Origin of the sequence: Pedobacter steynii (assembly GCF_001721645.1) — a bacterium.
Taxonomy (GTDB): domain Bacteria; phylum Bacteroidota; class Bacteroidia; order Sphingobacteriales; family Sphingobacteriaceae; genus Pedobacter; species Pedobacter steynii_A.
In genome coordinates, this window is record NZ_CP017141.1 from 5,798,222 (window position 1) to 5,823,370 (window position 25,149).

Here is a 25,149-nt window from a genome sequence, read left to right on the forward strand (position 1 = left end):
GCATCTCATTTCCTGTTAGTACCTGTGAATACTGTTTTTATTTCCTCTATATGCAGATTGGGCAGGTATTTTTTCAGCTCCAGTCCATCCCAATGGTTAAAAATTGCAGCGACATCTATTTTTGCCTTCCTCATTTTTTCAAAAGCCGGGTTCAGTAGTTCCAGTCCTGCCGCTTTTCCCTTTTTGAAAAACAAATGATCCAGTGCGTAACCGGTCACATTTTCCAGTAAATGGAGTACCTGATGCCTGTTGAGCGCAGCCACCTCCTTTCCAGACGATTTTTTATTCTGAATAATGGCCGTTACTATGGCTTCAAACTGAGGAATTGTTGGTATTTTCTCCTGAAGGAAGGCCTGAACATCGGTTACGAGTTTATTTTTTTTAAGTTTTTCGGCAATATGATCAGTGCTCGTCCGGTATGCTTCGACCCTTTTAGCCCGGAAAACATTCCTGTCTGCAACAGTGATCACTGGTTGAGGGATGTTTTCTACGATTTGTTTTCTATCTGTCTCACAAGGGATAAACTCATATTCTTCACATTGTAATGTACGCCAGCAAAAAGTCCTGTTAACTTGGTTCAGGAAGGCATTCGGATCTTTTTCGACCTTCGTCTCTTTAAAACAAGGGGTCTGTTCTGGACGATCACTTCCGCAAGGCATACAAGTATCACAATCCTTCAGGCATTCATAATTTCTTCTGAACAGCAAGTCCAGAAAATCACAAACTGAAAAATCCATTTTGCAGCCTTGCTTTCCGGCCAGCCAAAGGTGCCAGTTTTTATATTTACTTTCAAAACAACAGAAATCATGCGGTGCGAGCCAAAGGATACGGAGCATCACATGAGCAGGTGCAAGCCGGTAAAGCAGGTCTTCCATCAACATGCGCCCCGAGGCGGTCCGGAACCGTTCCGGCCATGCAGGTAAGACTACAGTCGCAATAAAGGAATAAGGATCACTACCGGGAATGAAACAAACGTCTTTTTCCTCACTGCAGGGATCTTCATCATCAGCCAGCCATTTATAGCCACAATGACGTTTCTCTTCTCCGCACCAGTAATTCTCTCTGCATTCGCAATCTCCCGGACAACGGGGCCTGAGCAGAATATGCTCCGCCACATGTAATCCCTCTGCATTACTGAGTTTTTTTGTACGGGCAACAGCACTGCAAGCCATCTGTGCAGATTCATAACACTGCGGGTTGAATGCGATGCGACTGCCAGTGATCCTATTCAGGCCCTTCAGCTCATGTGTATGTGTTCCCGGCCTGGTTTCCTGAAGATTGAAATGAAGCGCAATGCCAAAAGAATTACACTCACAATCAAATACCCCCTGATAGTTTTCAAAAATCCCCAACAGACGGCGGACTTCTGCCAATACCCGAAGCGCCTCTTCGCAGGAAGCATAAGTACATGGAGATCGCCATGCCGTATAAGACCGGGGCTCCTCTAACTGCCTCTGTTCCTCACAACTACAAGGGTCTTTGCCTTTTTCTTCCTCTTCGCAGCTACTGAAGCCTGGAAATCTCAATTCTATTCCAAAACGGTTTCGCCCCGTCTTTTCATCTTTGCTTTTTACCAGTGGGAAAAAGTAAACAAAGGCAGTTAAGGTAGCTTTCCATCGGGCTAAACCGTAGTCTTTTGTGTAAGACTGAAGAATGACCTTACCCGAACTGTCTTTCAGAAACAAAAGACCGCTCTCTTCAGTGTATATACTGTCGGCAGCCCCAATGCGGTCCAGGACTTCCATCAGAGCGTCACAGGAGGCATCCTCATTATCCAGTCTTTGGAGAGCAAAAGGCTGACCACCTTCGTCTAACCACAACAAGGTTTGTCCTTCCGCCTTCAATCCATAGGATTGTTTTTCCAATATTGCGTTAAATTGCCTGTAAATCTCATTCAGTACTTCATTTCTTTTTTTAGCGGTATCGTAAACACAAGGATGGACTACAAGGTCTTCCCCGCAGTTCAGGTAAAAGGTATAACAGCAGTCTTCTCTTCTCTGGTAGTTGTGAAAGCCTCTGCCCGACTGTACCGCACAGATAAATTTCTCGACTCCCTCTTTACCCCAGGCCGTAGCTTCATCAATAAACCTTATACTACTTTCTGCCAGCACCTCACGCAGGTATATCCGGTAAAAAGGTCCCTTCTGCTGATCACATAAATCACAGTCTACGTAAAGGTTTCCGGAAAAGCGAAGCAGGGAAATGAAGAAGATAAAATCTTTCATCGTTGCTTCCGGCGAGTCATAATACTTCATACTTTGCCATTCTCCCGGATCTTTAGGATTGCTATAGGTACTGAAATAATAAACCTGTTTGCGCGGTTTTCCGGTTTTACAAGGGTCGTTTTTTGTGGAATCGACTACTTCACAAAACAATTGGCCAAAGGCTTCAGAACCATATTCCACCCGCTTGATGGGATAAGTTTTGATCAGGTTGATCATTACCTCTCTCAATGATGCTCCTCCCGCCTGACTTTCAATTTCCTTTTGAGTAGCGATGGGTATAAAGACAATTGCCGTCTGGTTTGCCGGAAGCTGACTTATGGTGGCAGGAGGTTCTTCCAGACTGATCTGATTGGCATAGCTGTTCTGATCAGTTGCCAGTTCCAAAATAGAAAAGTAATTTTCTTCAAAAGCCTGAATGGCAAGTTCCTTAGAGGCATAGGCCCTCCAACTCTCAAACAAGACCATTTCCTGGCCGTTCAATTCAGTGGAAGTGTACCAGTAATTGTGCGCTTTTAGCTGATACCTGTATAGTGGCGCTTTAGAACTACCCACTGATATTTCATGAACAATATCTCCTCCCAGGCAAAGCTGCAGGTATTTTAGATTCCGCCGGAGTGTTCTGGCCAGTTTCCTTCTGCCCAGGCCAGCCTGTTCCTTATCAGCGTAGCGGTCAAGGTAAAAAGCCAGGACATTGTCTTTGTCTACTAACCGATAGACATATCTGCCTTCGCCATTAGACTCATCTACTTCTACCGCCCTGCGGAATGCAGGAGATTTACTGTTTTTATAGAGCCCTGCAATATCTTTTTGTTGCTCCAGGGCCCTTTTCAGGAATTGCTCCTGCTGCTCTGTCCCGGTTGCAGTGCTGACCAGGTCAACCATAGGTGTGTGGCTGTTTTTTTGTGCCACCGCTAAAAATATACGTTCCTGATTGCGCTGGATTTTTAAGGTTGGAATGGCCTGATGAAATGCCTTTGCCGCTTTTAGTCCTTCCTCCGGAGAGGAATATTCTGAGACACTCGTAAAACGGAGATCCGATACCGGATCGTAACCCAAGCGGTAATTAAACCGCCAGCCATTGGCTACCGGCTCAGTTTTTATAGTAAATTCACGTCTGCGAACCAGTGCTATGATCTGTTGCTGCATTTTCAGCGCTTCCTCCAGGGTCGCGAATTCAGCATAACAACTGGCCTCCAGCTCCTTGTTGTACACAATGCTGATTTTAAAATTACCCGATTTAGGCGCTATGAGGTAATTGGCCTCGTCTGCAGCGATACTGAGGACAAAATAGCAATGCTGGCGTGCTTCCTTAGCCGTTCCAAATTCCCTTTCAGGATAAAGTTTAAAGGTATTGTCACTGTCCAGCAAATCATAGGTAAACAGATCTGGCTTTCCAATGATGGTATTGTTGATGTCAATCTTGAAAGATTTAACATTCACAAATTTCAATGCCTCCGGATTCGTTTTATTGAAATATAAGGTACCGATTCCTGACTTCAGCTTTTGATCGGCCTGCCAGTTTTTCGCTTCATTGATTTTTGGGATCAGTGCCTTTGCCCCGGCTTCTGCTTCCGCAACATTCGCGAATGAAGAGACATATGTTCTAAATATATCTCCATTATAATCAACAAGATGCAAGTTATACTTATAGCTACTAATGAACACATCCTCTTCTTGAGCTGTTCCAAGGAACATCCTGCTGAAATTAGCCTTTACGGCATCAGCCTCCTGCGAGCTTTTATATTTTTCGATAAAAGGAACCACATTCCGATCGTCATACTGCAACTGTAACACATAGGCTTTTTCGTGTGCAAGATACTGGGTTTTCAACTTGTCCGGATTGGATAAAGCGGCCAATACCCCTTTTGCAGCATCCTCTGCTTCTGCTCTGGAATCGAACTTCTCTCTGAGGGCAAAGAACGTTTCCCCGGCAATTTTAAGGTTAACCAGGTACTGTTCATCATATTGCTCTACGACGAAATTACAGAGGCTATGCAACTGCTTGTTGTCGATTCCGCTCAGATATTTCGCCTCCTGCTCAAAGCCGGAAATATTGTTGTTATTCCATTTATTTCTAAAGTAATCGTAGCCTTTTCCGCGGTTGGCACTAAGCTCATCATAATTGGAGAGGAATTCCTCTTTCGCCTTAATGGTCGCTGTGGAACGATCCTGAGCATTGAGTTTACCGAAGGAGAACAAGGCAAAATCTGTAAAGCGTTCGGCAAAGCGGGACAACAGGTGGTCAAGAAAGCTGTTCCTCCTTTCCGAATACAATTGCTGGTCTTCCACGATCCGCTGCAGGTACCCTTTGGAGGACACAATGTTGAGCTCCAGGTCAAAAGAAACATGATCGGCATCTTTTATAAAACTACGGTAATTTTCGTCAAACAACCCAACATAAACAACTGAACTTAAGTGCAGTTCTGCCGCTTCAACTGTTTTAAAACTTTTATTGCTGATCAATGAAAATTCATCTGATGAACTGTTGATGTAGTAATAGATACAGGAAGTACCTTCATTCAAAAAACCATGCTGAAACTGGCGGTTGTACAGGTCGTCTTTTAGTCCGTTGATGGCGATTTGCTGTCTGGCCATGGATGGGAAAGTATACCCCGAAACTATGGAAGGGTCTACTTCTTTTGTCTGATTCTGGCTGATCAGTTCCTGCAATTCTGCTTTTGAAATGACGCGGATCAGAATACTGCCCGCTTTCCCCAGTCCATTCTGCTCCCCGGCCCCCATGGCAAAACGAAGCAGCTGATTCAGTTCAGGCAGGGATTCCAGTTCATTTAGGAAATAAGTTCGCTGCTGATCCTTATCCCCGGAAGAAGACATGGCAAATAAGGACCTGATGTTTTTTAACTGCGCCAGATAACCGGCCAGTAACTGGTCAAAGAACAACAGGTAGCCCTTCAGCTGCAAGGCCTGGGCTTTCCGATGGCTGGACGCGTCTTCGGGTAATCCACCCTCGGCAATGCCATATACTCTTGGGAAATCATCCTGTAACAGGAAATACTCATCCAGGTCGCTATGATAAATGCCTTTTGGAATTTCTTTATCCAGATATGCGGAAGGCGATTGATACAAGACCTTTCCATTATGCGTAAAATTGATGTTCAGCAGCCCTTCATACTTTTTAGCATCAAATTCAAGGACCAATCCATTCCTGGTAAACTGAAATCCGGAACAGGCCATAGAAAAATCAGGAATGTGGTTTTCCGGGAGTTTAAACTTCCAGTCTGAATTTGTTTTCAACGACTTGTCCTGGCAATTTCTCAATCCAAGGTTGTTTACTTTTTTAACACCCGCGGTGTCCAGAATGACATGGTAAACATCAGAAAGATGGATCTCCTTTTTTAGTTTAAGCTGCATCAACTCCTCTGTATCAATGAAGCCATGGCTTTCGTTGACATCGTAAGGGCGGCCAGCAAAAATCTCATCTATCGGTTTATTTTTATCTAACAGCTGCTGCAGTGTGTAAAACTGCGGCGAGGGAGAAAAGAAATCCCTCAGGCGCTGTGTAACACTGAGGTATATTTTTTCCGGATCTGTGCCTTCTTCCAATTCGATATCTGCACAAACCCCCATCGGAAGTTTACACATCAGGTAGACATCTACAAAATCTTCGCAGAAATTACGGTGTGCCATCAAGGTGTTTTTTACCTTATCCATGAGCGCATTAAAGTATTGCTTTGCATCGGCTTCCGTCTTGAAATCTGTTGCTGCATTCTTTTCCGGTTCAATGTAAACATGGTAAAGGCCATTTAAAAATTCTTCACATTCTCTGTTTGCAGCCGACGTGTGCTGTGTGTCTCTCCCTGTTTTACAAAAATCGTCCTTATCGGTAGCCGGACTGAGCCAGGCATTTTTTACCCCATCAATATCGATCAGTAATTTGCGGTAATCAATGATGGTTAATGGATTACAGGCCAGAATCTGAGCAGGACTAAAGAAATTATCATCTTTCCCCGTTGCCGAAGGATTGCGTGTAAAAATATCCTTCGCAGGTAAGTTTGTGCGGTAGCCTAAATCCAGAAGTGAATAACAAAGGACTTCTAATATGGTAATTCCGGGATCATGCACATTATGGTCCGTCCAGATTTTCCCCGACAGCTGCCCCAGGTATTCAATCCCTTCCTTCCGTAATTTCTCAAAATCGAGGTACTCCGGAAAACCAGAATTGTTCTTGCTAATCACTTTGATATTTTGTTCCTCGTTTGCCATAATTATGCGTTGGGCCGAAAATTGATTTGATCCTTACAATAATCTCCAATTGGAACAGGTCTGTTATGACATGGCGGATACTCTTTGCTGTTTCCCCAGTTTTCACAATCCTGCTGCAAAATGCACACATCAATATCGCCGGCTATCAGAATAGACCGCGGACTGATCGGGCAGATTGACTTTTGTTCAGCATTCACAATTGCCCCCACATCTTCCTCATGCTGCATTTTTAATTCCATGATATAATCCAGGTAATCGCGCGTTTCCAGGAAGCCCACCAGATCAGATTGGTTGATACACTGTCCGAAGCTGAGTTTATCATATTCACCTATTGCCCATGGAGCCAGAAACGTTCTCAGGTCCTGTCTCAGTTTTTCTTTATAAAAGTTCTCATCCTTGCCGGGATTGAGTTTTACTTTCAAACAAAAGTTGACCTTTTCATACCTTGGGTTCATCACCCTCAGTCTTGCAAAAGGAGAATTCCGTTGTTTCAGGTAGGCCTGTATTTCTTCCAGCAGGCTCACCGGAACTCTGGGTTCAAACTGCTGAGCCGCCTTTAACTGGTTGAGGTCAGGGATGACCGCCAGCAATACATATCCGGGTGCCATCGGCATATCGTTCAAATACCGGTGTGCATTTAAGGCGAAGCTATGGTTAATACACTTCACCTTAAATAACTGAGGAAAAGCCTCTAAAGCCAATCTTTCGTAATCAAATTTCTGAATCGCCCGGCCTTTATGCCGCAGCAATTCACTGACACGGGTATAAAAATGACCTTCGCCTTCGGATACCCTTCCGGCAAAAGAATCGAAAGGCTGACTTAGTTTTTTAACCGAAGCATCTGCCTCGTTCAATTTACTCAGTGCGCCTGAAGGCAAAGGCTGAGCCAGCCTAAGTTTATCGTTCGCATCCGCATTGGTAAAGGTTGCCCGGATGGCCTGAGTATAGATCGCCATGGTTTCACTCACCGATTTACTGCTGTAAGGAATGGCCACTTTTATCCAATGTAATCCTTTTGGAAGGATGGTATTCTCTTTACTCATATTGGCGGGCAGAGCGAATTTGATGATGCCTGAAGTAGTGAGCTCATCCGTATCATCTTCCAACACTTCAAAGCCTTTACGTAAAGTTTTCCATGAGTTATTTTCCAGGTAATACCATTGTACCTCTACTCTTTCAGATTCTGAATCTGCCGTAGCTTCTGCCAGCTGGAAAAGCATGTTCAGGTTGCTGCCTGGTTGCAGGTCTTTAAGACCGATAAAGAGCGTACCTTCTTCGCAGAACGTTGGAAAAAGTGCCGGCTGCAATTCCAGTTCCTCTGGCTTATAAGTATGCTGATAAGGATAAAGGTGAATCAGGTCAATGTCTTTAATTGTTGCTGTGGCGGTATAATCCAGTGCGATATTTTTTAATACAGGTGTCCAGGGTTCTGCAGGAATTACGGCCTGAAACTGGTCATTACCTGCAATGATCGTGCTGATTGCGGCGATTTGGTTTTTTAAAGCCGTCACATCCCCGGTCAGGTTTTTATCGGTCAGGTGCAGGAAGCTTGGTGCATATACGATTTCCCGAATCTCTTCCGCATTAGGATCGTTGATCGGGCCGTCTCCATGAGGGCCGATTTTCGAAATGATCCCATCGGGGTTATCATTTACGCGGCTTTCCACCCGGTTTGCGGTTACACCAGCCGCAAGCAAATCGTTTTTAATGTCGTTGGTGCTAAATACGATCAGGTTGCCATTATTGATGTCGTAATAGATCGCGTCTTCCAGCTTGTCGTCTTTAGGCCTTCCCAAAGCCATCATTTGCCGGGCAAGTACATAGGAATATACCTTATGACAAAAATCCTGATTCTGCAGGTTCAGGCGGATAAAGCCATTAAAGCTATCCACACCGTATTTTACAAATGGTTGATTGTCTACCACAAATTTCTGATCCAGGTCAAAAAAGGAATTCTCGAGATGAATTGTCTGCTGAAAAGGATTGGCAGGCGTACAACTGCTGAATTTACCGTCGTTCGCAAACAACCTCCTGTCCTGATATTTCTGGCTTAAGATCTCTACTTCTACCGTAGTAGCATTGTTGTGTGTTTTCTCTCCCTTCCATTTTCCATCTTCAAGAATGGAAAGGTTGATCAGGAATTTATTGACATCCAGTCCGAATAAAGCCCCATCTTTTAAATAGCCTTTATAATAATCCCTGAAATCGGTGGGTTTATCCTTCCAATCCAGGTTAATGTAAATGTTGTCCCATTTTTTTCCGAACACCTCCTTACTCCCAATATAAAAATTAGGGCCTATCAGGTTGGCGCTGGTCGAAAAAGGAGGATTCAAAGGATTCTTAATGTCAAAATCGATCACTTCCGGTCTCGTTCCAAATGGATAAACCGGTCCATTTACGTTCTGTACACTTTCATCATTTTGCACAATGAAATTCTTCATCCCGCAAACCTGAACATGGATTTTGGTCTGGTCATCCGCCGCGATTTTCACATTTCTAAAGAAATGATATAAGGAAACCTGTTGGAATTGCTCTTTTGCTTTCTTTTCACAACACTCCTCCTGGCTGCTCCATTGTACGTCCTGTTTCCATTTGACCTTATCGTTCAATTCAATTTTAACCAGGGGCATGGTGGTATCGAAATCTTCCTTCAATGCTTCTGCATTGTAAAAGGTAATTGCCTTTTGTTCCGGCAATAAGGTAGCAGTGATGTTGATCTTAAACGCCCCATCAGCACCTAAATTCAGGGGACTGAGCTTGATGAGCGGAACTTCTGCCGGACTGATCCATTCTTTTTCTCCGCTAAAAAGAACGTTTAATGCCTTGCCTGGTTTAAAAATTTCCGCCAGCATCGTCCTTTCTTCCACATCAGGAACGGCCTTAAAAAACTCGGCTTCGGTTAATGTTTTTTCAAACAATAAGGTGTCCACAGGACAATAGCATAACTTTTCTTTACCTGGGATGGGATCCTTAATCAGGATCTGATCCAGTGCAACCTTCAGTTCCTTGCTGATGCCTTTCTTCCATGCTGCAGCAATCAAGTCCCGGTTTACCTCATAATACACCTGGTTCAACGCTGCCCTCACCTTGTGGTATAAAGCCGTTGCGGCAAAGAAATGAGGAGATTTACTTTTTGAATTCTTTCCTGCTCCGGTTCCCGGACTCGGATGTTCCTCACAGCATGGATTTCCCTTAGCGGTTTCTGTCATCAGGAAACTACAGCAGTCATCCAGCAGCTTACAGGAGAGTGTAATGTTGACCGTCCGGGTTCCTTCATTTAACAGTAAAACCGGAGAAGCGAGTATAAAACCCAGCCGCGCATTGGGGTAAGGTTTTACAAATTTATGCTCCGGATCGGTGTATTTGCTGTATTGCGCACCTAATGTTGGCCAGCTGGCCGGCACATCGTCTTTGAAGGCTTTGGTCAAGCCATCTGCCATGGTTGCATCAGGTGCAATATATAACCCTTCCACAAAGGTATCGTCACCATGGATCTGGTTATTGAGAAACAAGGTCCTTTGATCGGCGACCTGCGTTTTGTTGACTACAATTTCTTCATCAAGGGCAAACAGAATCTCTGTTTTATTACTATCCTTACCGTCTTTCACCAGTAAGCCTTTTTTTAAGAGGTAGTTATCCAGCTGATTCTGGATTTCAAACACAAGGTGCGCCTGATCCGGCTTTGCTCCTTTGGGTTTGAGGGCTAAAACCTCCTTATAAAAGAAGTCCAGGTGTTTTTTACTGAAGGAATTCAGGTCTGACTGAAGGTGTTGAAACAGCTTTAAAAAGGAGAACAACAGCGCCAGGTGCGGAGTATGTTTTTCTTTAAGTTCTTCTTTCAAGGGGAAGAAACTTTGCTCCATACTCAAATCGGCAGTACCTTCAATGAGCTGTATGGCATCCAGAAATGAAGCAACCAAACCCACCATTTCATCACGGAGTGCAATTAAGCGTTTCCGTTTGGTCGTTCCTTTGGCTGCAAATGCATCAGGATCAAAATTGGCATAAGTATCGGTAATGTCCAGGTCCCAAACCTCATTGTCCAGCAGCTCATTAAAATTCAGCGCTTTAAGATGATACCACTTTACCCCGGCATTTAAATGGATAATAAATACTTTAAGCGGGTCAGTCAGCTTGTCTTTAATCAATTTATCCAGCAAGAGTTCTATCGGCAGGCCACTGTTCCTGAATTTTGTACTCCAGGTATTCAGCGGTCTGATTACAGTATGGTAAATGTAGTTAAACAGCAATTGCAGGCTCGCTTTTCCTGGTCTTTGATCGAACAGGTTATTATAAAAGGCAAGTTTATCGTTCACCTTATTGCGGTCGTACTTTAAAATCGCGCTCAAGGTAAAAGGCAGGCTCGACTGAAAAAATGGCTGCCAGTCCGTCACCTTCATCTGTGGATCATAATAATTGATGTGTCTTGACAACTGCACAAAATAATCCAGCAGGTCTGCTAAGCTTCTGCCATCTATTTTTGCAGCCCCAGACAACAGGTCGTCCATCACCCGCTGACGCTGGCTTACACCTGGATCATTCTGGAAAGGATGTATAACTGAGCTGCATTCCATCTATATAGGCTTTAATGCTTCATTTTTATAATAATCATATACATAATTGAACCTCGAATTGGTGCCCGGTATGGAATATTCCACACTGATGGTAAAGCGCCCTTCAATGAGGTCAAAAGAATCACTCGCCGTCACTTCTATTCTCTCCGCTTTAATCCGGGGCTCATAAAACAGGATTGCATTGCTTACCCGGTCTTTGAGGTAACCGATCATCGAACTGTTTAAGGCCTCGAACACATAGTCGTTAAGGTCACATCCATATTGTGGTTGCATCACTCTTTCCCCGAGCGAGGTAGAAAGCAGGATATTTAAACTCTGCTCAATATCTTCCGCTCCGCTGACCATTTCCGCAGCTCCTGATTCCGGGTTAAACTCCGGAGGAAAAGACCATCCGGTTCCAAGAAATGATTTAAAAGAATTGTCCATATCTGCTGTTTTATTTAACCTCCAATTTGTACAGTTGGTAATCCCGCTACAATTACACCACCATGTGCCGTCAGATCTCCCTGCCTTGCTGCAGGTCTGCCTCCAATCAGCACCGTTGCCGATCCTTTCACAATGGAATCAGGCGGGCCGGTGCAAATGAGCAGATCGCCAACGACAGCTGCCGGCATACTTCCGATCAAAACCGTTGGCACACAAGGTCCCGAGACCGGGCCACCTACATGTGGTACTACCCCCGTTACCATCGGACAAACGTGCATATCGCTGATTCTTGCTGCTGAAGGCATAATTCTATCTGTTAGTTTATTTTAACCAATGAACCGCTGATTTCTGTAATTCCCGACGAGGCAAGCTTTACTGCTGCCCCCTCCAGTCCGAGGCTCGTGTCCGCTTTCAGGGAGATAGAAGCTGCCCCGATAGACAAACTGGCCCCTGCGCTAAGCGTCAGGTTCAGTCCTGCTTTTATTTCCACATTGTTCGGGCTCTCCATAGAAACCCCACTGCTGTTCATCGTTACTTTATTGCTGTTCTGATCTTTAATTTCGATTTTACTTCCCTGTTCGTCCAGCTGAATGCTGTTTCCTGCAGGGGTATCTATGGTAATGGTTTTGGTGTCGTCATTAAAATGGATGCGCATATTGCTGCGGGTAAAAAAGCCTTTCTCATGGTTGACATCCTTTCCAGGCAATGGTGCTTTTTTTGCACTGCTATTGAGCATTCCGAGCATCACCGCATGACGAGGATCATCATTGATAAAGCCAACAATCACTTCATCATCAATCTCCGGCCGGAAAAAGGAACCCCGGGACGATCCTGCATCCAGACAGGCAATCCTTACCCATGTGCCATTAGAGGTATTGTCGATCACCGGAATCTTCACCAGAATCCGGTCCTCTCCTTCCGGATCGTTCTCCAGCTGCAGGACTTTGGCAATCTGTAATCCTTTGATGCCCCCGATTAAACCCGCAGCAGAAAAATCATTGATGTCCGGATGAACAGCGCTATAGCGTTCCGGATCGAGCCCAAACTGAATGTGGGTATACCAGGAACCATCGCCCATGTCCTGCTTTACTGCGGTCACATAGGCATTTCCGTTGAACCTGTCGCCAACCCCGTTGAGCTTTAACATATTTCCGGGTTTTATCCCCGAAAAGCCGGTTACCCTCGCCCTGCCCCTGATTTTTGCCAGCCGGCTGCGCAAAATTGTACCATCGGCCCAATTCTGTAGTTCCTGCTCCATCAGATGGCCGCTATGGTTGAGTTCAAATTTATTCAGATTTACAGCTGCCGCAAGGTCCGCTCCCGAAACATTTCCATGTTGGGTAAAGGATCTTGCTTCCGAAACATCCGCTTTAAACAGATTTTGTGTCTTGTAATCCCAGGAAACAGCTTCTACGTTAGCCCATTGTGTTCTTGCATCCATCTCTGCTTCAAACTCGATGATCGACGATCCATAGCTCACCTGTAAAACCGGTGCCGCCGTGGTATCCGGCTGGGAAACTTTGACTGTTCCATCGTCCACGTTGACCAACATCCCGTTTGCCTCCGCGCGGAGTAACATAAAGTCCCAATTACTCAGGTGATGTTGTACCAATTCTTTATGTTGTAAAGTCGTACTGGTAATGTCTCCCGTCAGGCCATTATAATCTCCGATCAGCCGATCAAAAACCTCGCTGTCTTTTACATTCAGGAAATAGCGGCTATGGCGACCAATTGTCATCCGTAGTGCAAGATCCCTGCATTCTATCAGAAGCTGGGTATTTCCATTCTCTTTTACCTTGATGGTATGTTTGGTGATGATCCCTTTAAAGGCCTGGGTATTGTTGCCATCAAAACCTATTTTTATAATAATCTCTTTTCCAGGCACAAAATCTTCTTTATTGCTGATTTCAAAATCGGCCAGCGCCGCATCTCCATCTTTCAGTAAAATTCTGGCGGTCGGAATCCGGTTGATTTCCTTTTCGATGGAAATGCTCAGCACCTCATACGAAGCATCCATAGCAGTACCGTCCAGTAATATATTAAAACTGGATACATCGTGCTTGGAGGGATTGGGTATGATCAGTTCTTCCATCAGATTTCATTTTTATTAAAAGGTGGAAAATAAATGTCGCCGCCAGATTTCAGCTTTTTGAGCGAGATCAGGTTATTGGCTTTGGCGACCTGCATAAAGTATTTAGGGTCGTTATAAATGGAATACGTCATCAGGTCCAGGCGGTCTCCCTGTTTAATCGTCCGGTGATGGGTAAGGTCCGGAGAAGCCGGTGTATCTTCTGCAATCCGTGTTTCCCGCGACTGGTAATCAAGGAAAGTGGCACTTAACTTCGCCCTTAATGGCGTACCGTCCGGTTTAAACAGTGTATAATTTACATCCAGGTTAGTGAGTACACAACGGAACCGGATTTCCGATCCCCAGATGATCAGCAGGAAGTTTGGCCGGTGAATGTCGCCCTGATAATTATAGGCGCAATTCATAAAAATCTTGAGCTGCTCGTAGACCGGTTTTTCTTTATACTCCTTCCAGTAGCCTTCCATCGTACCCGTACCATCCAGGGTAAACTCCAGGTTAAGCTCTTCGGGTGCGGTGGATTTAAACTTTACTTCCGGTGCACCGCTTCCATGCGGGCGTTGTACATCATGTTCAATCTTATAATTTTTGGTAAAGGTTTCGGGATTGATGGGCGCAACGAAGGCTGGCTTATTCGTCTGCTCCGCGTCCTTAATCTGGAATTTGCGGTCAGTAAAGGAATAAATCAGTAATTTCTCCAGTTTTCCGGACATGTAATCAGCGCTCATTTCTTTCTTTTATAATTTCCAGTACCTTTTCAACACATACTTTTATCAGCTCCTCAGAAGGAGGAACACCATTATTTTGCCCCGAATCGCTATTGAGATCCTGCAATACCGTGGCTTTGATCACCAGCTCTCTTATTTCAATCGGCATATTTATGATTTTTGAAAGATCAAACGGTTATAATTCAGTTCCAGGGTTTCGATCAGGACATCCCCTCTCGTTCCGTTCAACTCTGCGATTTTCCAGCTTCGGGGCCATACATTGTTAATTTTCCAATGCATTAAGGATTGATGCTGTTCATCCAGCAAACTGATCACAACAGTTTCCAATGTTTCGTAAATCTGGTCGTCAAAAGCCTTTTTTAACCAGTCTGTAACGCCCGAAGTTCCCGGAGCCAGCAATCCCCGTTTTAAAATCAGCGGACCATACTTACGCCGGGTAGGGATCACATGTTCAAATCTGTTTTCCCCGCCTTCTTTCACCGTTTCTGTATCAATGGTGGCATCTAAACCCGTTACAGATTGAAATTTGATGTCGACAGACTTCGCCCCCTGCAGTGTAAAATTCACCGCAAAATGAAAGTTGACGGCTTGATAAGTTTGATCGGCCATGGCTCAGCTGGATTTATTTTTTCGCCTCTACAATGGACAGTCCCTCATGCACCAGCTCTATTGTTTCGATCGCCACTTCATTGGCATCCGATTTCAGGTTGGTGGATTGCACTTTTGAAGGCCATGCCGCAGACAACGTCCAGGAAATGATCGGCTGATGTTCTTCGTCCAGCAGCCGGATGGTCACATCCCTCCTGAACTTCTCCTTACCTTCCTGAAACATCATCGTTTTCTTCCATTGTTCGAAGAATTCGAAGTCGCCAAGAAAGGTTCCCCTTTTCAAGACTACATTCGGATATTTGGTAAGTCCTGGTTGTTTTGTTTTATTGTAAGTCGGGCTGCTGCCTTCCCTATATTCTATTACCTCGGTTTCAAAATCAAGTCCACTTACTTCTGTAAACCCGATTCTTGTTCCTCCCCAATCCAATTGAAAGTGAAATTTTGGAAGAGGATAATTCTTTTTAGGATCCGTTGCCATAATGGTAGGTTTTATTTTTATGGTATTTATTTACACTTATTTGCAGGATTCACCTCTTCGATTGCTTTCTCCAGACTTTGTTTGCAGGACAGTAAAGCATCTCTTTTCTCTTTAGCTGCATCGAGGTCTTTTTTAAGCTGAACCACCTCATTCTTTAATTTTTTGTAATCATTTTCCAGCTGGATGAAATACTCATCTTCATCTATTGGCAATGAAATACGTGGTTCCAGGCAGCAGCATTCTTTGGCATACCCGCTATGTTCAATCCTGGACTGTTGCTGTGGATAAGGGTTGGGGTTAGGCTGCTCTCCGCAACTGCCCCCACAATTGAATTTTTTCTTCCAGTAAAGGATGATTTCTTTCAAGCCATAATCTTCACAAATACTGAGGTGCATGCCATAGGCAAGCTCCAGCGCTGTTATAATCTGAGTAATGAGGGCATCCCTTGTCAGGATCACTGCATCCAGTTTTGCACCGTAGTTCTCGATACATTTCATGATCCCCACTCCAGGTGCCAGCTCGGGTCTTTTAAGACACTGAATACATTGAATCAGCTTGTCGTAAGAGGCTTTGAGTTTATCCACGCGGATATACAGGTCTTCCGTCATACAAAACAGGATTTCAATGGCGTCATTGGTCTTTTCGGTTACCATACACACCTTACAGAGGTGTAGGGTAAACAGTTCCAGCTGGCGACAAAGCGCATCGGCTTTTTCATCGGTAGCTTCCCAATCTGCCCACCATACTTTAAGCCTTTCCAGCTCTTCGACGGTCAGGTTATATTCCGTTTCTTTATTCTGGGCATCTGCATTAGCCTGCTTCCAGTCGGCCGTAACCTGCACCAGATCTTTTACCCAGGCATCATAACAACAATCCCCTCCAGGGGTTTCAGTTCCTGGATTTTTATGACAACAATCAAATATATCTCTGTCAATGTTGCATATTTTATCGTAGACTAACATAGTAGTGATTTTAATGATTTAACAAATTAGCATCGGCCTCTCAAGGCTTAATCGCAGGATGAATTGTTGGAGGGATCTTCACAGGAATACACCTCTGTAACCTCTTTACAGATATCGCAGATGTCACATTTACATTTCTTAAGTCTGTTATCGTCCTCTCCTTTTTCTCCGTCACAACCACAGCCCGCAATACATTTACATTCATGATGGCACAGGTAGTCTTTGGTTTCATCCAGCGTGCCTACCTCATTGCGTTTATTATACAATGCATAGCCAGACTGGGTGACAGTTTTTGTAGACAAAACAAAATCCTCCTGCGCCTTTTTCAGACTTAATCCTCCGCTTGTGATTTGCGCCAGGATCAGGTCATCGAATGCTTTCGCATTGGCGGCAAAATCCTGTTGAAATTTCTCGAGGGATTTGATATTGGAAAAAGACTGAATCCCTACAATTTCGGCTGCCGAATTAAAGACGATGTCGATATCCTGGCTCAGGCTATCCGGTATGGTGATCAGGTCGTCCAGAATCTGACAAACATTGCGGCAAGGGTCCGGCCTTCTGGCTGAGTCCTCCTGTTTCGTGTGGTCATTACAGTCGTCCCCCTCACTACAGCCCAATATTTTCATTTGTACCGCAGTACAGCTGTCTTTTCTGCAACCATCCAGTTTCCCTGCTGCTTCTCTGAGTTCTCCGAATTTTGCTTTTGCTTCTTTCGCAGTTTTCACTACTGCTTTCAATGCGAGTACCAATGCGTCATTCTGCGAGATATCTGCCGTTACATTCTTCTTTATTTCCTCCGAAGCAGCGATGAGTTCCACACCGATTTTGAGTTCCAGATTCCTGACCAGCAGGTAGTTTTTTTCGGTTTTCACAAAAGCGCATTTCTTTTTCTGGTAAATCATTACCGCTCCATCATAGGTCAATTCGCTTTCACCGAGCTCAGCGACTTTCCCTTTTAGTCTTTTACAATAATCCTCCTTCAATAGGTGGATCGTCTTTTGTGTTGCTGTCTCTGCTTCTGCATCATTGCAATTCCCATTTTGTGGTTCCCGAGAACCTGAGCTTTCTATAGACATGACAATAGATTTAAGTTCAATAAATAACAATTCGATGATTAAGACTCAGCCAGCATTTTATGCATAAACCTGAGGATAATAAACTCTGCCGGACGGACAGCGGCCATACCGATTTCGACGATCATTCTTCCCTCCCACAGATCGAGTTCTGTCATCGTTTCGCCAAGTCCGATGTGCACAAAAAAAGCTTCTTTAGTCGAAGCACCCATCAGGGCACCCGATTTCCATTGCTGGGTCAGGTAGTTTTCGATCATCGATTTCACCCTTACCCAGGTATTGCGGTCGTTGGGCTCAAAGACGAATTGTTCCGTTGCATTTTTCACGGACTCTTCCACCATGCTGAAGAAACGTCTTACCGGCACATAACGCCATTCATTGTCGTTTCCTGCCAATGTTCTGGCGCCCCAGATGATGGCTGGTCCGCGGCCGGCAAAAGAACGGATCACATTGATGGATTTTCCGGCCTGCGCATCTACGTTAAGGCCCATTTGTTCGCTGTGTGTGATGAGGTATTGCGGCCGGATGGCATTGGCAATATTGATATTTGCGGGAGCTTTCCATACGCCACGAGCATTATCTATCTGTGCATACACCCCTACCATGGCCACTGAAACAGGCAATAACATCTGGATATTCGTTATGGCACTTTTGGCCTGAAAGTATTGTGCGTTTTTAGTGGCCAGCAGTTCAGAGAGTTTTGTTACGCCTGCAATACCTGTTATTTTTACCAGTTCGTCGTTGTCTTTAGACTGATCTCCAACCACCTTATAATTATAATCCACACCAGAATATATTTTAGGAAAATACACTGCCGCATACTTCAGAAAATCTGTTGGCCCTGACAAGGTATCACGCAAAGCCTGGATATCCAGCTCCCACTCTTCCAGATTTGCTTCATCATGGTAAACATCTAAAACGGTAAACCGATCCTGAAGATCCACGCATTGCTGAATGGCCTGGGTATGGATGTCATAATAATCCGTCAGGGTTGCCAGGTTCGCTGAGTCAGGAAACACCAGTAAGGTAACTTCATTAATTTTAGCCACCTGTTTCAGCCCGTCGGATAAGTCCGCCGCCATAATCAATCCTCCGGTATCGGTGTAATTTCCTACAGAAGTAATCCAGCAGGCGCCACCACCATTCCCAAAAAACAGCTGCAGGGAATAATACATCAGGAATTTAGACCTCTTGGTTTCGTCAACTTTTCCGTTCACCTCATTTTTACCGGCAGTGGTATCAAACACCACGGTCAGACTTTCCTTTTCAGGATCAGGATAGCCAAAAAACTGTTCATATTGCAGCAGAGATTCGATGCGCCATGGTTTGTTTTTCAGGTCGTCTTTCTCTTTCCATTGCGCCTTTTCGGTATAGCCGATAAATGCTGGAATAGCTGTTTCTACTGATGCAATAGAAGGTGGGAGATGCGGAATTTCCTCGATATAAACTCCCGGAGTTTTATAATCTTGCATAACAAATGTTATTTAGTTTAAAAGGTTAAATACATTTTTAGATTAAGGTGCTAAAGGAAACAAGGATGATTCCTGCACCATGATATCACTATACAGTTTATTATTTTCAAAGGTTAAAGTTTGGTAGGGTTCAGGGTTCGGCAGATAATACAAGCTGTTATCGGGCTTACGGAACAAAGTAGCACTACAGGTCAGCGACCTCGGTTTCTTAGTCACCAGCAGTCCGTTTTTTGAAAGTAGAAAATCGGGATGAAGACCCACTTTCAAATTTTTCCTGCGGTTATTGATGTAACGCCAGAAGGAGGGCTTGCTTTTAAAATTGAGTTCAAATACCGGTGGAAGCGGACTGACCGTCTGATCAGGTTGTTTTCTCGTGATCAACCGCCCGAGGTTGTCGATCAGGTTATACGCCGGCACTGATGTTTTCACTTTCATCACAATCAGCGCCAGGCTGTCCCGGATCTCCTGTTCATCCTGGTAAAAGATGAGTTTATGCGTTTTGTTGTAACCTCCATTTCCGGTCACCTTCAGGCTATACACCATTTTATCTGTGACTGCAGGACTGGGGATCTGTAATACTTTCTTTGGATCTATGGCCAGCTGAACTTTACGAAAGGGCTGACTTCCTTTAAACTGATATTTATCGATGGTATTCCCATCTTTATCTTTGAGTAAGAAATCGGCTTTAGTGACCGCTGTATTTTTTGGAAAGGCATAATAGAAGTTAAGCGGTAGCAGCATCCGGTCATTTTCATTGGCAAAGGCCTTACCAGATATGGAAATCCATTGTACGGCATCGGCATCGTCTTTATAGAATTCCCGGTAGTCATTGGCAGCAAATTTTACCAGCTCTCCTTGTTCATAGGTTGCACCTGCATCAAATGCAGTAACATCAGCAGATAAAAAAGGAACGATTCTTGGTCCTGTCACGGTGTTTTCATTAGAGAAGTAATATGTTCCAGGCAGGATTTTTTCCATTTTAGCATTCGTGAAACTATCCCAGCGCTGGCTTTTCTTAATTGCCAGAACGGAGATGCACAAATCCTCAGGCAAAGTGCATTTTGGTTCATAAACAACCGTTCCGCCGGCTATTTTTTTAGGAATTACGTTAACTGCCACTTTAAATCCGGCATAGGTAGGTACCAGTTTCAGATGATAATTATCAAACAGCACCCTGGTTTTTTCAGGTACTTCAAAAGCAATTTCATCTTCTATGTTTTCATCATCGGCATCAAATCGTTGCTTTAAAAAATTCATCCGGTCTGCCTGCACAGGAAAATCAAATATGGTTTTACCCTCCTTGTCTGTCAGGTAAAATTCATGCAGCAATCGCATTTCAAATAAGATTTTATAAACCGTATTCATCAGTTGTGCCCGGATAAAGTGGATATATTGGTTTCAATTTCTTCGATCAGTGGTACTGTCCTCACAGTGGCATGTTCAGAAATGGCCACCAATCTGAGTTTATACATGGCAAAAGGAACCTGCCTTCCGCCCAGTGAGCCCCATAAATGATTGATTTGTTCAAAAGTCAGTGTATACAGCTCCATAGTAAAGGTCAGCTCCTCCAGGTCATTGGGGTCTGTTGATCCTCCACTTGAGGATGTCGAGGTAGCGAAGGAGTTTTTGCTCTGAAGAAAGCGGATTACAGAAGAGAGCCTTTTGAGCGCCAGCAGGTACCCATCTCCAAAGTAGTTACAACTGAGTAAAACATAAAGGTTTAAATAGACCGGGGCATTCTCATAAATCGCAGTTCCGGAAGGGAAACGTTTTAAAGGAGACTGATTTTTAAGGGTACTTTCTTCTTCGATGTTGACCAGACTGATCACTATGCTATCGGTCAGACCGGCACCACTTGCGGTTTCCGACAAGCCGATATTGTCAATGATGACACTCGCAGCATTGTCGCCCTTTGCAATAAGGTAACTGGTCAGTTCTGATTTCAACAATTGGAGCGCCTTGTCAATCATAGCTAAGTCATTAGATTCCGAAAGAAATTCAGCGCATTTTATTTGCGCTTGATGATATTAAAGCTCTGCAAGTTTTGTTGCAACAACAATAGCTACCATTAGTCATTTGTATCAGAAAAAAAAGCTCAACATACTGACACCTGAGCGATGATCAGATGATATGAAAGGACATGGCAAACTTAGTAAGCTGGCAGAGGTTATTTATTTCCAGCTTTCTGATGATATTTTTCCGGTGATTGTTAACGGTATGGGGAGAGATGTAAAGTATAGTAGAAATTTCACAACTGCTTTTTCCTTCCACAATCAATCTGATAATTTCCTTCTCCCGCTTACTTAACAACATAAACCGGTTATAATATTTCTGGGTGAAACTACCGTCCTCCTGGCTGTCGCTGTCACAACCAGAAATATTAAGTCCTGAAATGTTAAGTTCAAAAGCATAATGAAATACGATCGGGGAAAGCTGTTCAGCACCGGACATATAAATTCTGGAAGTTGAGAAATGCCATTTATAGTCTGACTTTCTGGAAGGCCTTAAGCACTGAAAGAAGAAATGGACCTTCCAGTGGTCTTTATGTTCAATCGCTTTAAATAGTTCGGGTTCCAGCACAATCCCCTCATCTTCAGGTGGGAAAAAGAATTCAAAATAGGCCAGCCAAAGCTTATGCGCCTCTTTATCATTCTGATTAAGAAATTTCGATTCTACGCGGTTCGCATACGCATTGACCATTACCTTTTGATTATCTACCAGCACATTTCCAAGGAAGTATTCGCCAATTTCTGTAGCGTGAAATTTCTTCTGCATGATCCGGTTCATGACGGCATGCATTTGATCCGGGCAGGCTTCTAATTGCTCGACCGGGAGAGAGTGTACTAGATTCATAGGGCATGATTCTTTAGCAGTCCAGAAACAAACACACGAACATTACAAATTGTTTTCGAATAGTTCTGTTTAGGTAAAAATTATTTTCTGAATAGTATCATGACCAGGTTTTGAATGCAATCAATCAGTTTTCTTTTATGGCAGAAACCATTAAAAAAATGGGCCTCCGGTTTTCATCTTTCATTTCCGGATAGTTCTCCAGTGTTTCTTCCGATGGCTTAGGTTCTGAAACTCTTTTTATGATGAACCCGGAGTCGATCAGGACATTCAGTACCCTTTCCAGTGTCCGGTGGTATTTCGTCACGGTATGCCCAAGAAAACTGGTATGCCTGATCCCCTCCTGCTGGTAATGATCCAGAGGCCAGTACAACCGGTTTCCGGATCCATCTAAGATCCAATCCTGTTCGGGTCTGGAAGTAAATACGGGGTGTTCCTGTGAGAAAATAAAATGTCCGCCTGGCTGGAGACAGTGGTTTATTTTCTGACAGATGAGATTAAAGTCCTTCACATAATGAAAAGCAAGTGAACTGATCACCACATCGAATTCCTGAAGAGAAAAATCAATATCTTCAATCGCCATCTGCTGATATTCAATCTCCAGTCCTGCCGATTTCTCTTTAGCCGCTTCCAGCATTTTCGAAGAAAGGTCTATTCCAACAACCCTTTTTGCACCCTGTTGTTTGGCGTATATGCAATGCCATCCAAAACCACAGCCCAGATCCAAAACTGACTTTCCTTCAAAATCAGGCATCATTTTCTGCAAAACATGCCATTCGCCAGCTGCATTTAACCCCGCCACGGAGCGTGGCATATGCCCGTAGTTTTCAAAAAAGTCAGGATCATCATATTTATTTTCTCTCATATTGAAGGCATTAGGATTAAAAACTGTGGTTAAACAATTTTGCATTAACTTTAATAAACAAATATGCACATCATTTGTTGGCGTATAATTATAAATTCACCTCATACCTATGATCAAATGAAAACAATTCTCACATTCACAATTTCCCTATTTTCCCTTGCCTTATTCAGCTGTAACAGTCAGAAGGCCGGAAGCAATGCACAGGATACGACTAAGGCCGAAGCCAAAGTAATGGTGGGTGGCGACCAGGATGAACACGGTTGCAAAGCATCTGCCGGTTATCAGTGGTCGGTTGTAAAACAGGGATGTATACGCCCTTTTGAACTGACAGATAAAATGAAAGACCTGACTGATTCTACCATGGCTGGATTTCTTCTTTTTTCTGATGATAAAAAAAAAGTAGAAATCTTCGCCAAAGAATTTAAAACCCCATTGGTAATGGGCAGCCAGGAAGCCGAAGTATTTATATCTGATGACAAACTGTATAAACTCGAAAAAGATGCCCAAAAACATTGGGTGCTTTATAAAAATGAAGATGGAAAAGCAAGAATCATTTTAGAGCAGGTATAGTGCTCTACCAGCCGATCCCATAATCTTCTCCATGATTACTTGATCCGCCCCAAAGGCTGCCATGTGTCCAGTCAAAGTAAATTGCATTAATCGGCCCGCTGGTCCGGTCTGAAAAGCTCAGGAAGTATCCCATTTTCTTTAGTTCTTCCCGGGTAGCGGTACTGGTATTGCTGTTTAACAAAATCTGACCTGGTTTAGGCTTGCGGTCTTCGGTCTTTGTGCCTCCCAATGAGAGCCACAATTGATTCGTGTTGATGTTAGCTGCCTCTGAAGCCTGTTGCACGTTCATTCCAAATTCGGTCACATTTAAAAAGAATTGTAACAGGTTCTGATCTTGTGTGTCTCCCCCCTGCACGGCAGATGACAGAAAAGGCCTGCCATTTTTAAGGGCAAGTGACGGAGATAAAGTTACCCTGGGTCTTTTGCCCGGGGCGACTAAATTGAATGGATTTAAGGTAGAATCCAACACAAAACTTTGCATACGCTGGCTCATTCCAATACCTGTTTCCCCTGCAATACAAGCCGGCAACCATCCGCCGCTTGGCGTTACAGAAACTACCCAGCCTTCTTTATCAGCTGCTTCTATTGAAGTCGTACCCCGCCATAATCTGTCCTGATACAAATCATCCGGCATTTGATTTAACTGTCCAAGGTCATGTTTAGGAGCAAAATTGCGTTTTGTAGTATCCTGGTCAAAACCTCTTTGCTTAAGCAGGTTCAGATAAGGGTTTGTTTTTCCTTCAAAAGGATATGGATTTCCGGGTCCGATATCAGGGTTATTTTTATCATACTGAATAAGCCCGGCTCTTTGTTTTGCATATTCTTTACTCAGTAATCCTTTAATAGGCCCTTTAGGAGTTGTAGCCGGATCTCCGTAATAAAAATCACGGTCTGCAAAAGAAAGATTCATCGCCTGATAAAGGGTATGGATATATTTAGGGCTATTATAACCCATTGATTTAAGGTCAAAATTCTCCAGAATATTTAAAGCCTGCAACATTACGGGCCCTTGTGTCCATTGTTGTAGCTTGTATACATCAATCCCTTTGTAATTTACGGTTAAGGGCTCTTCTTCAATGGGTTTCCATTTGGCAAGGTCTTCCATCGTGATCAATCCTCCCTGTTCCTGACAACCACGCACAAACTCTTTTGCAATGTCGCCCTTATAGAAACGATCGTATGCAGCCATTAATGCTTGCTTCCTATTCTTCCCTTGTTTTAAAGCTGTTTTTTCTGCAGCGACCATTTTAGTCAACGTAGTCAGTAAATCCTTCTGTACAAAGATCTCTCCTGCTTCAGGTGCTTCTCTTTTTTCTCCGGGATGTGTCAGAAATACTTTTTTACTATAAGGCCATTGTTTAATCAGTTCCTTACCACGCTCCATGCTGTTCGCAGCTTGTGCTTCTATAGGATAACCGGCAGCCATTTCCATTGCCGGGGCAAGCACCTGCTCCAGACTTAGTGTCCCATAATTGATCAGCATATAGATGAGTCCTCCAGGGGTACCCGGCGTGGTTGCGGCCAACGCTCCATATTCCGGCGGAAAATTGTATCCTTTATTTTTAAAGAAGTCTGCAGTTGCTCCTGTTGGCGCCACTCCCATTGCATTAATCGCCAGCACTTTTTTAGTTTTAGGATTATAGATCAGTACCTGAGTTTCCCCGCCCCAACTTAGGGTATCCCACATGGTACAGGTCGCAGCAAGCATTGCACAAGCTGCATCAACAGCATTCCCTCCTTTCTGAAAAGTCATCGCTCCTGCTGTGGCGGCTAAGGGCTTACCCGTAATAGCCATCCAGTTCCGTCCATGTAAAACCGGTTTTTGAGTCTGTTGCGCTGATAATGGCAATATACTGGCAGCGGAAAGGAATAATGCAGAGAATAAGTGTTTCATATCAAATCTATATAGCTTAAAATTACTTAATTTTAAAAGATCGCCAAAGAATAGCCTCTATTCGCCTGTCACAATATAGCTACCGGCCCAGTGATAAAATGAATACCCTGAAC

Annotated in this window: 18 protein-coding genes; 1 reads left to right on the forward strand and 17 read right to left on the reverse strand. The window is 43.9% G+C overall.

Annotated elements, in window-relative coordinates; translation table 11 throughout:
- Positions 1–5: 5 nt before the first annotated feature.
- The 16 genes from BFS30_RS24010 to BFS30_RS24080 all read right to left on the reverse strand — a co-directional run bounded on the left by BFS30_RS24010 (position 6) and on the right by BFS30_RS24080 (position 22,572).
- On the reverse strand, positions 6–6,449 hold the full coding sequence (locus tag BFS30_RS24010) for a hypothetical protein (protein WP_069381619.1): 6,444 nt from the start codon (positions 6,447–6,449) through the stop codon (positions 6–8).
- Between the two features lie 2 nt (positions 6,450–6,451).
- A complete protein-coding gene (locus tag BFS30_RS24015; protein ID WP_069381620.1) occupies positions 6,452–11,023 on the reverse strand; it encodes a hypothetical protein in 4,572 nt (1,523 codons plus the stop codon).
- Positions 11,024–11,449 (reverse strand): GPW/gp25 family protein, encoded by a 426-nt coding sequence (locus BFS30_RS24020; protein ID WP_069381621.1) that lies wholly within the window; start codon positions 11,447–11,449, stop codon positions 11,024–11,026.
- A gap of 14 nt (positions 11,450–11,463) precedes the next feature.
- Positions 11,464–11,754: a PAAR domain-containing protein gene (locus tag BFS30_RS24025; protein WP_069381622.1), complete on the reverse strand. Its 291-nt coding sequence runs from the start codon at positions 11,752–11,754 to the stop codon at positions 11,464–11,466.
- Between the two features lie 11 nt (positions 11,755–11,765).
- The gene (gene vgrG, locus BFS30_RS24030; protein WP_069381623.1) at positions 11,766–13,541 is read right to left on the reverse strand and encodes a type VI secretion system tip protein VgrG; all 1,776 of its coding nucleotides are present in this window, start codon (positions 13,539–13,541) and stop codon (positions 11,766–11,768) included.
- Entirely contained in the window at positions 13,541–14,263 is a 723-nt protein-coding gene (locus BFS30_RS24035; RefSeq protein WP_069381624.1) for a hypothetical protein, read from the reverse strand. The genes vgrG and BFS30_RS24035 overlap by 1 nt, the downstream gene beginning before the upstream one ends.
- Complete coding sequence (locus BFS30_RS27985; protein WP_167353191.1) at positions 14,253–14,411, reverse strand: DUF5908 family protein; 159 nt, start codon at positions 14,409–14,411, stop codon at positions 14,253–14,255. Before BFS30_RS27985 ends, BFS30_RS24035 begins: the two co-directional genes overlap by 11 nt.
- Before the next feature lie 2 nt (positions 14,412–14,413).
- Positions 14,414–14,872, reverse strand: coding sequence for a phage tail protein (locus tag BFS30_RS24040; RefSeq protein WP_069381625.1), 459 nt, complete (start codon positions 14,870–14,872; stop codon positions 14,414–14,416).
- A 13-nt stretch (positions 14,873–14,885) separates the two neighbouring features.
- Complete coding sequence (locus tag BFS30_RS24045) at positions 14,886–15,350, reverse strand: phage tail protein (RefSeq protein WP_069381626.1); 465 nt, start codon at positions 15,348–15,350, stop codon at positions 14,886–14,888.
- Positions 15,351–15,376: 26 nt separating this feature from the next.
- Positions 15,377–16,312 carry a hypothetical protein gene (locus BFS30_RS24050; protein WP_069381627.1) on the reverse strand — a complete coding sequence of 312 codons (936 nt, stop codon included), beginning with the start codon at positions 16,310–16,312 and terminating at the stop codon, positions 15,377–15,379.
- A 47-nt stretch (positions 16,313–16,359) separates the two neighbouring features.
- Positions 16,360–17,388 carry a hypothetical protein gene (locus BFS30_RS24055; RefSeq protein ID WP_069381628.1) on the reverse strand — a complete coding sequence of 343 codons (1,029 nt, stop codon included), beginning with the start codon at positions 17,386–17,388 and terminating at the stop codon, positions 16,360–16,362.
- A gap of 38 nt (positions 17,389–17,426) precedes the next feature.
- Complete coding sequence (locus tag BFS30_RS24060; RefSeq protein ID WP_069381629.1) at positions 17,427–18,857, reverse strand: phage tail sheath family protein; 1,431 nt, start codon at positions 18,855–18,857, stop codon at positions 17,427–17,429.
- A gap of 42 nt (positions 18,858–18,899) precedes the next feature.
- Positions 18,900–20,192, reverse strand: coding sequence for a hypothetical protein (locus tag BFS30_RS24065; RefSeq protein ID WP_157263024.1), 1,293 nt, complete (start codon positions 20,190–20,192; stop codon positions 18,900–18,902).
- Positions 20,193–20,221: 29 nt separating this feature from the next.
- Positions 20,222–20,827 carry a DUF4255 domain-containing protein gene (locus BFS30_RS24070; RefSeq protein ID WP_069381631.1) on the reverse strand — a complete coding sequence of 202 codons (606 nt, stop codon included), beginning with the start codon at positions 20,825–20,827 and terminating at the stop codon, positions 20,222–20,224.
- A gap of 151 nt (positions 20,828–20,978) precedes the next feature.
- Positions 20,979–21,710 (reverse strand): response regulator transcription factor, encoded by a 732-nt coding sequence (locus BFS30_RS24075; protein ID WP_069381632.1) that lies wholly within the window; start codon positions 21,708–21,710, stop codon positions 20,979–20,981.
- Positions 21,711–21,834: 124 nt separating this feature from the next.
- Positions 21,835–22,572, reverse strand: a complete 738-nt coding sequence (locus BFS30_RS24080) for a class I SAM-dependent methyltransferase (RefSeq protein ID WP_069382640.1) — start codon at positions 22,570–22,572, stop codon at positions 21,835–21,837.
- 117 nt (positions 22,573–22,689) lie between these two features.
- Between BFS30_RS24080 and BFS30_RS24085 the strand changes: the two genes are divergently transcribed.
- Positions 22,690–23,142, forward strand: coding sequence for a hypothetical protein (locus BFS30_RS24085; protein ID WP_069381633.1), 453 nt, complete (start codon positions 22,690–22,692; stop codon positions 23,140–23,142).
- A 4-nt stretch (positions 23,143–23,146) separates the two neighbouring features.
- Here BFS30_RS24085 and BFS30_RS24090 read toward each other — a convergent pair whose 3' ends face one another.
- Positions 23,147–25,036 (reverse strand): gamma-glutamyltransferase family protein, encoded by a 1,890-nt coding sequence (locus BFS30_RS24090; RefSeq protein WP_069381634.1) that lies wholly within the window; start codon positions 25,034–25,036, stop codon positions 23,147–23,149.
- Positions 25,037–25,149: the final 113 nt, after the last annotated feature.

What these genes read in the sequence shown, in the direction of transcription:
- BFS30_RS24010 (WP_069381619.1), bottom strand. Translation starts at nt 6,449, where the DNA reads ATGGCAAACGAGGAACAAAATATCAAAGTGATTAGCAAGAACAATTCT.
- BFS30_RS24015 (WP_069381620.1), bottom strand. Translation starts at nt 11,023, where the DNA reads ATGGAATGCAGCTCAGTTATACATCCTTTCCAGAATGATCCAGGTGTA.
- BFS30_RS24020 (WP_069381621.1), bottom strand. Translation starts at nt 11,449, where the DNA reads ATGGACAATTCTTTTAAATCATTTCTTGGAACCGGATGGTCTTTTCCT.
- BFS30_RS24025 (WP_069381622.1), bottom strand. Translation starts at nt 11,754, where the DNA reads ATGCCTTCAGCAGCAAGAATCAGCGATATGCACGTTTGTCCGATGGTA.
- vgrG (WP_069381623.1), bottom strand. Translation starts at nt 13,541, where the DNA reads ATGGAAGAACTGATCATACCCAATCCCTCCAAGCACGATGTATCCAGT.
- BFS30_RS24035 (WP_069381624.1), bottom strand. Translation starts at nt 14,263, where the DNA reads ATGAGCGCTGATTACATGTCCGGAAAACTGGAGAAATTACTGATTTAT.
- BFS30_RS27985 (WP_167353191.1), bottom strand. Translation starts at nt 14,411, where the DNA reads ATGCCGATTGAAATAAGAGAGCTGGTGATCAAAGCCACGGTATTGCAG.
- BFS30_RS24040 (WP_069381625.1), bottom strand. Translation starts at nt 14,872, where the DNA reads ATGGCCGATCAAACTTATCAAGCCGTCAACTTTCATTTTGCGGTGAAT.
- BFS30_RS24045 (WP_069381626.1), bottom strand. Translation starts at nt 15,350, where the DNA reads ATGGCAACGGATCCTAAAAAGAATTATCCTCTTCCAAAATTTCACTTT.
- BFS30_RS24050 (WP_069381627.1), bottom strand. Translation starts at nt 16,312, where the DNA reads ATGTTAGTCTACGATAAAATATGCAACATTGACAGAGATATATTTGAT.
- BFS30_RS24055 (WP_069381628.1), bottom strand. Translation starts at nt 17,388, where the DNA reads ATGTCTATAGAAAGCTCAGGTTCTCGGGAACCACAAAATGGGAATTGC.
- BFS30_RS24060 (WP_069381629.1), bottom strand. Translation starts at nt 18,857, where the DNA reads ATGCAAGATTATAAAACTCCGGGAGTTTATATCGAGGAAATTCCGCAT.
- BFS30_RS24065 (WP_157263024.1), bottom strand. Translation starts at nt 20,192, where the DNA reads ATGCGATTGCTGCATGAATTTTACCTGACAGACAAGGAGGGTAAAACC.
- BFS30_RS24070 (WP_069381631.1), bottom strand. Translation starts at nt 20,827, where the DNA reads ATGATTGACAAGGCGCTCCAATTGTTGAAATCAGAACTGACCAGTTAC.
- BFS30_RS24075 (WP_069381632.1), bottom strand. Translation starts at nt 21,710, where the DNA reads ATGAATCTAGTACACTCTCTCCCGGTCGAGCAATTAGAAGCCTGCCCG.
- BFS30_RS24080 (WP_069382640.1), bottom strand. Translation starts at nt 22,572, where the DNA reads ATGAGAGAAAATAAATATGATGATCCTGACTTTTTTGAAAACTACGGG.
- BFS30_RS24085 (WP_069381633.1), top strand. Translation starts at nt 22,690, where the DNA reads ATGAAAACAATTCTCACATTCACAATTTCCCTATTTTCCCTTGCCTTA.
- BFS30_RS24090 (WP_069381634.1), bottom strand. Translation starts at nt 25,036, where the DNA reads ATGAAACACTTATTCTCTGCATTATTCCTTTCCGCTGCCAGTATATTG.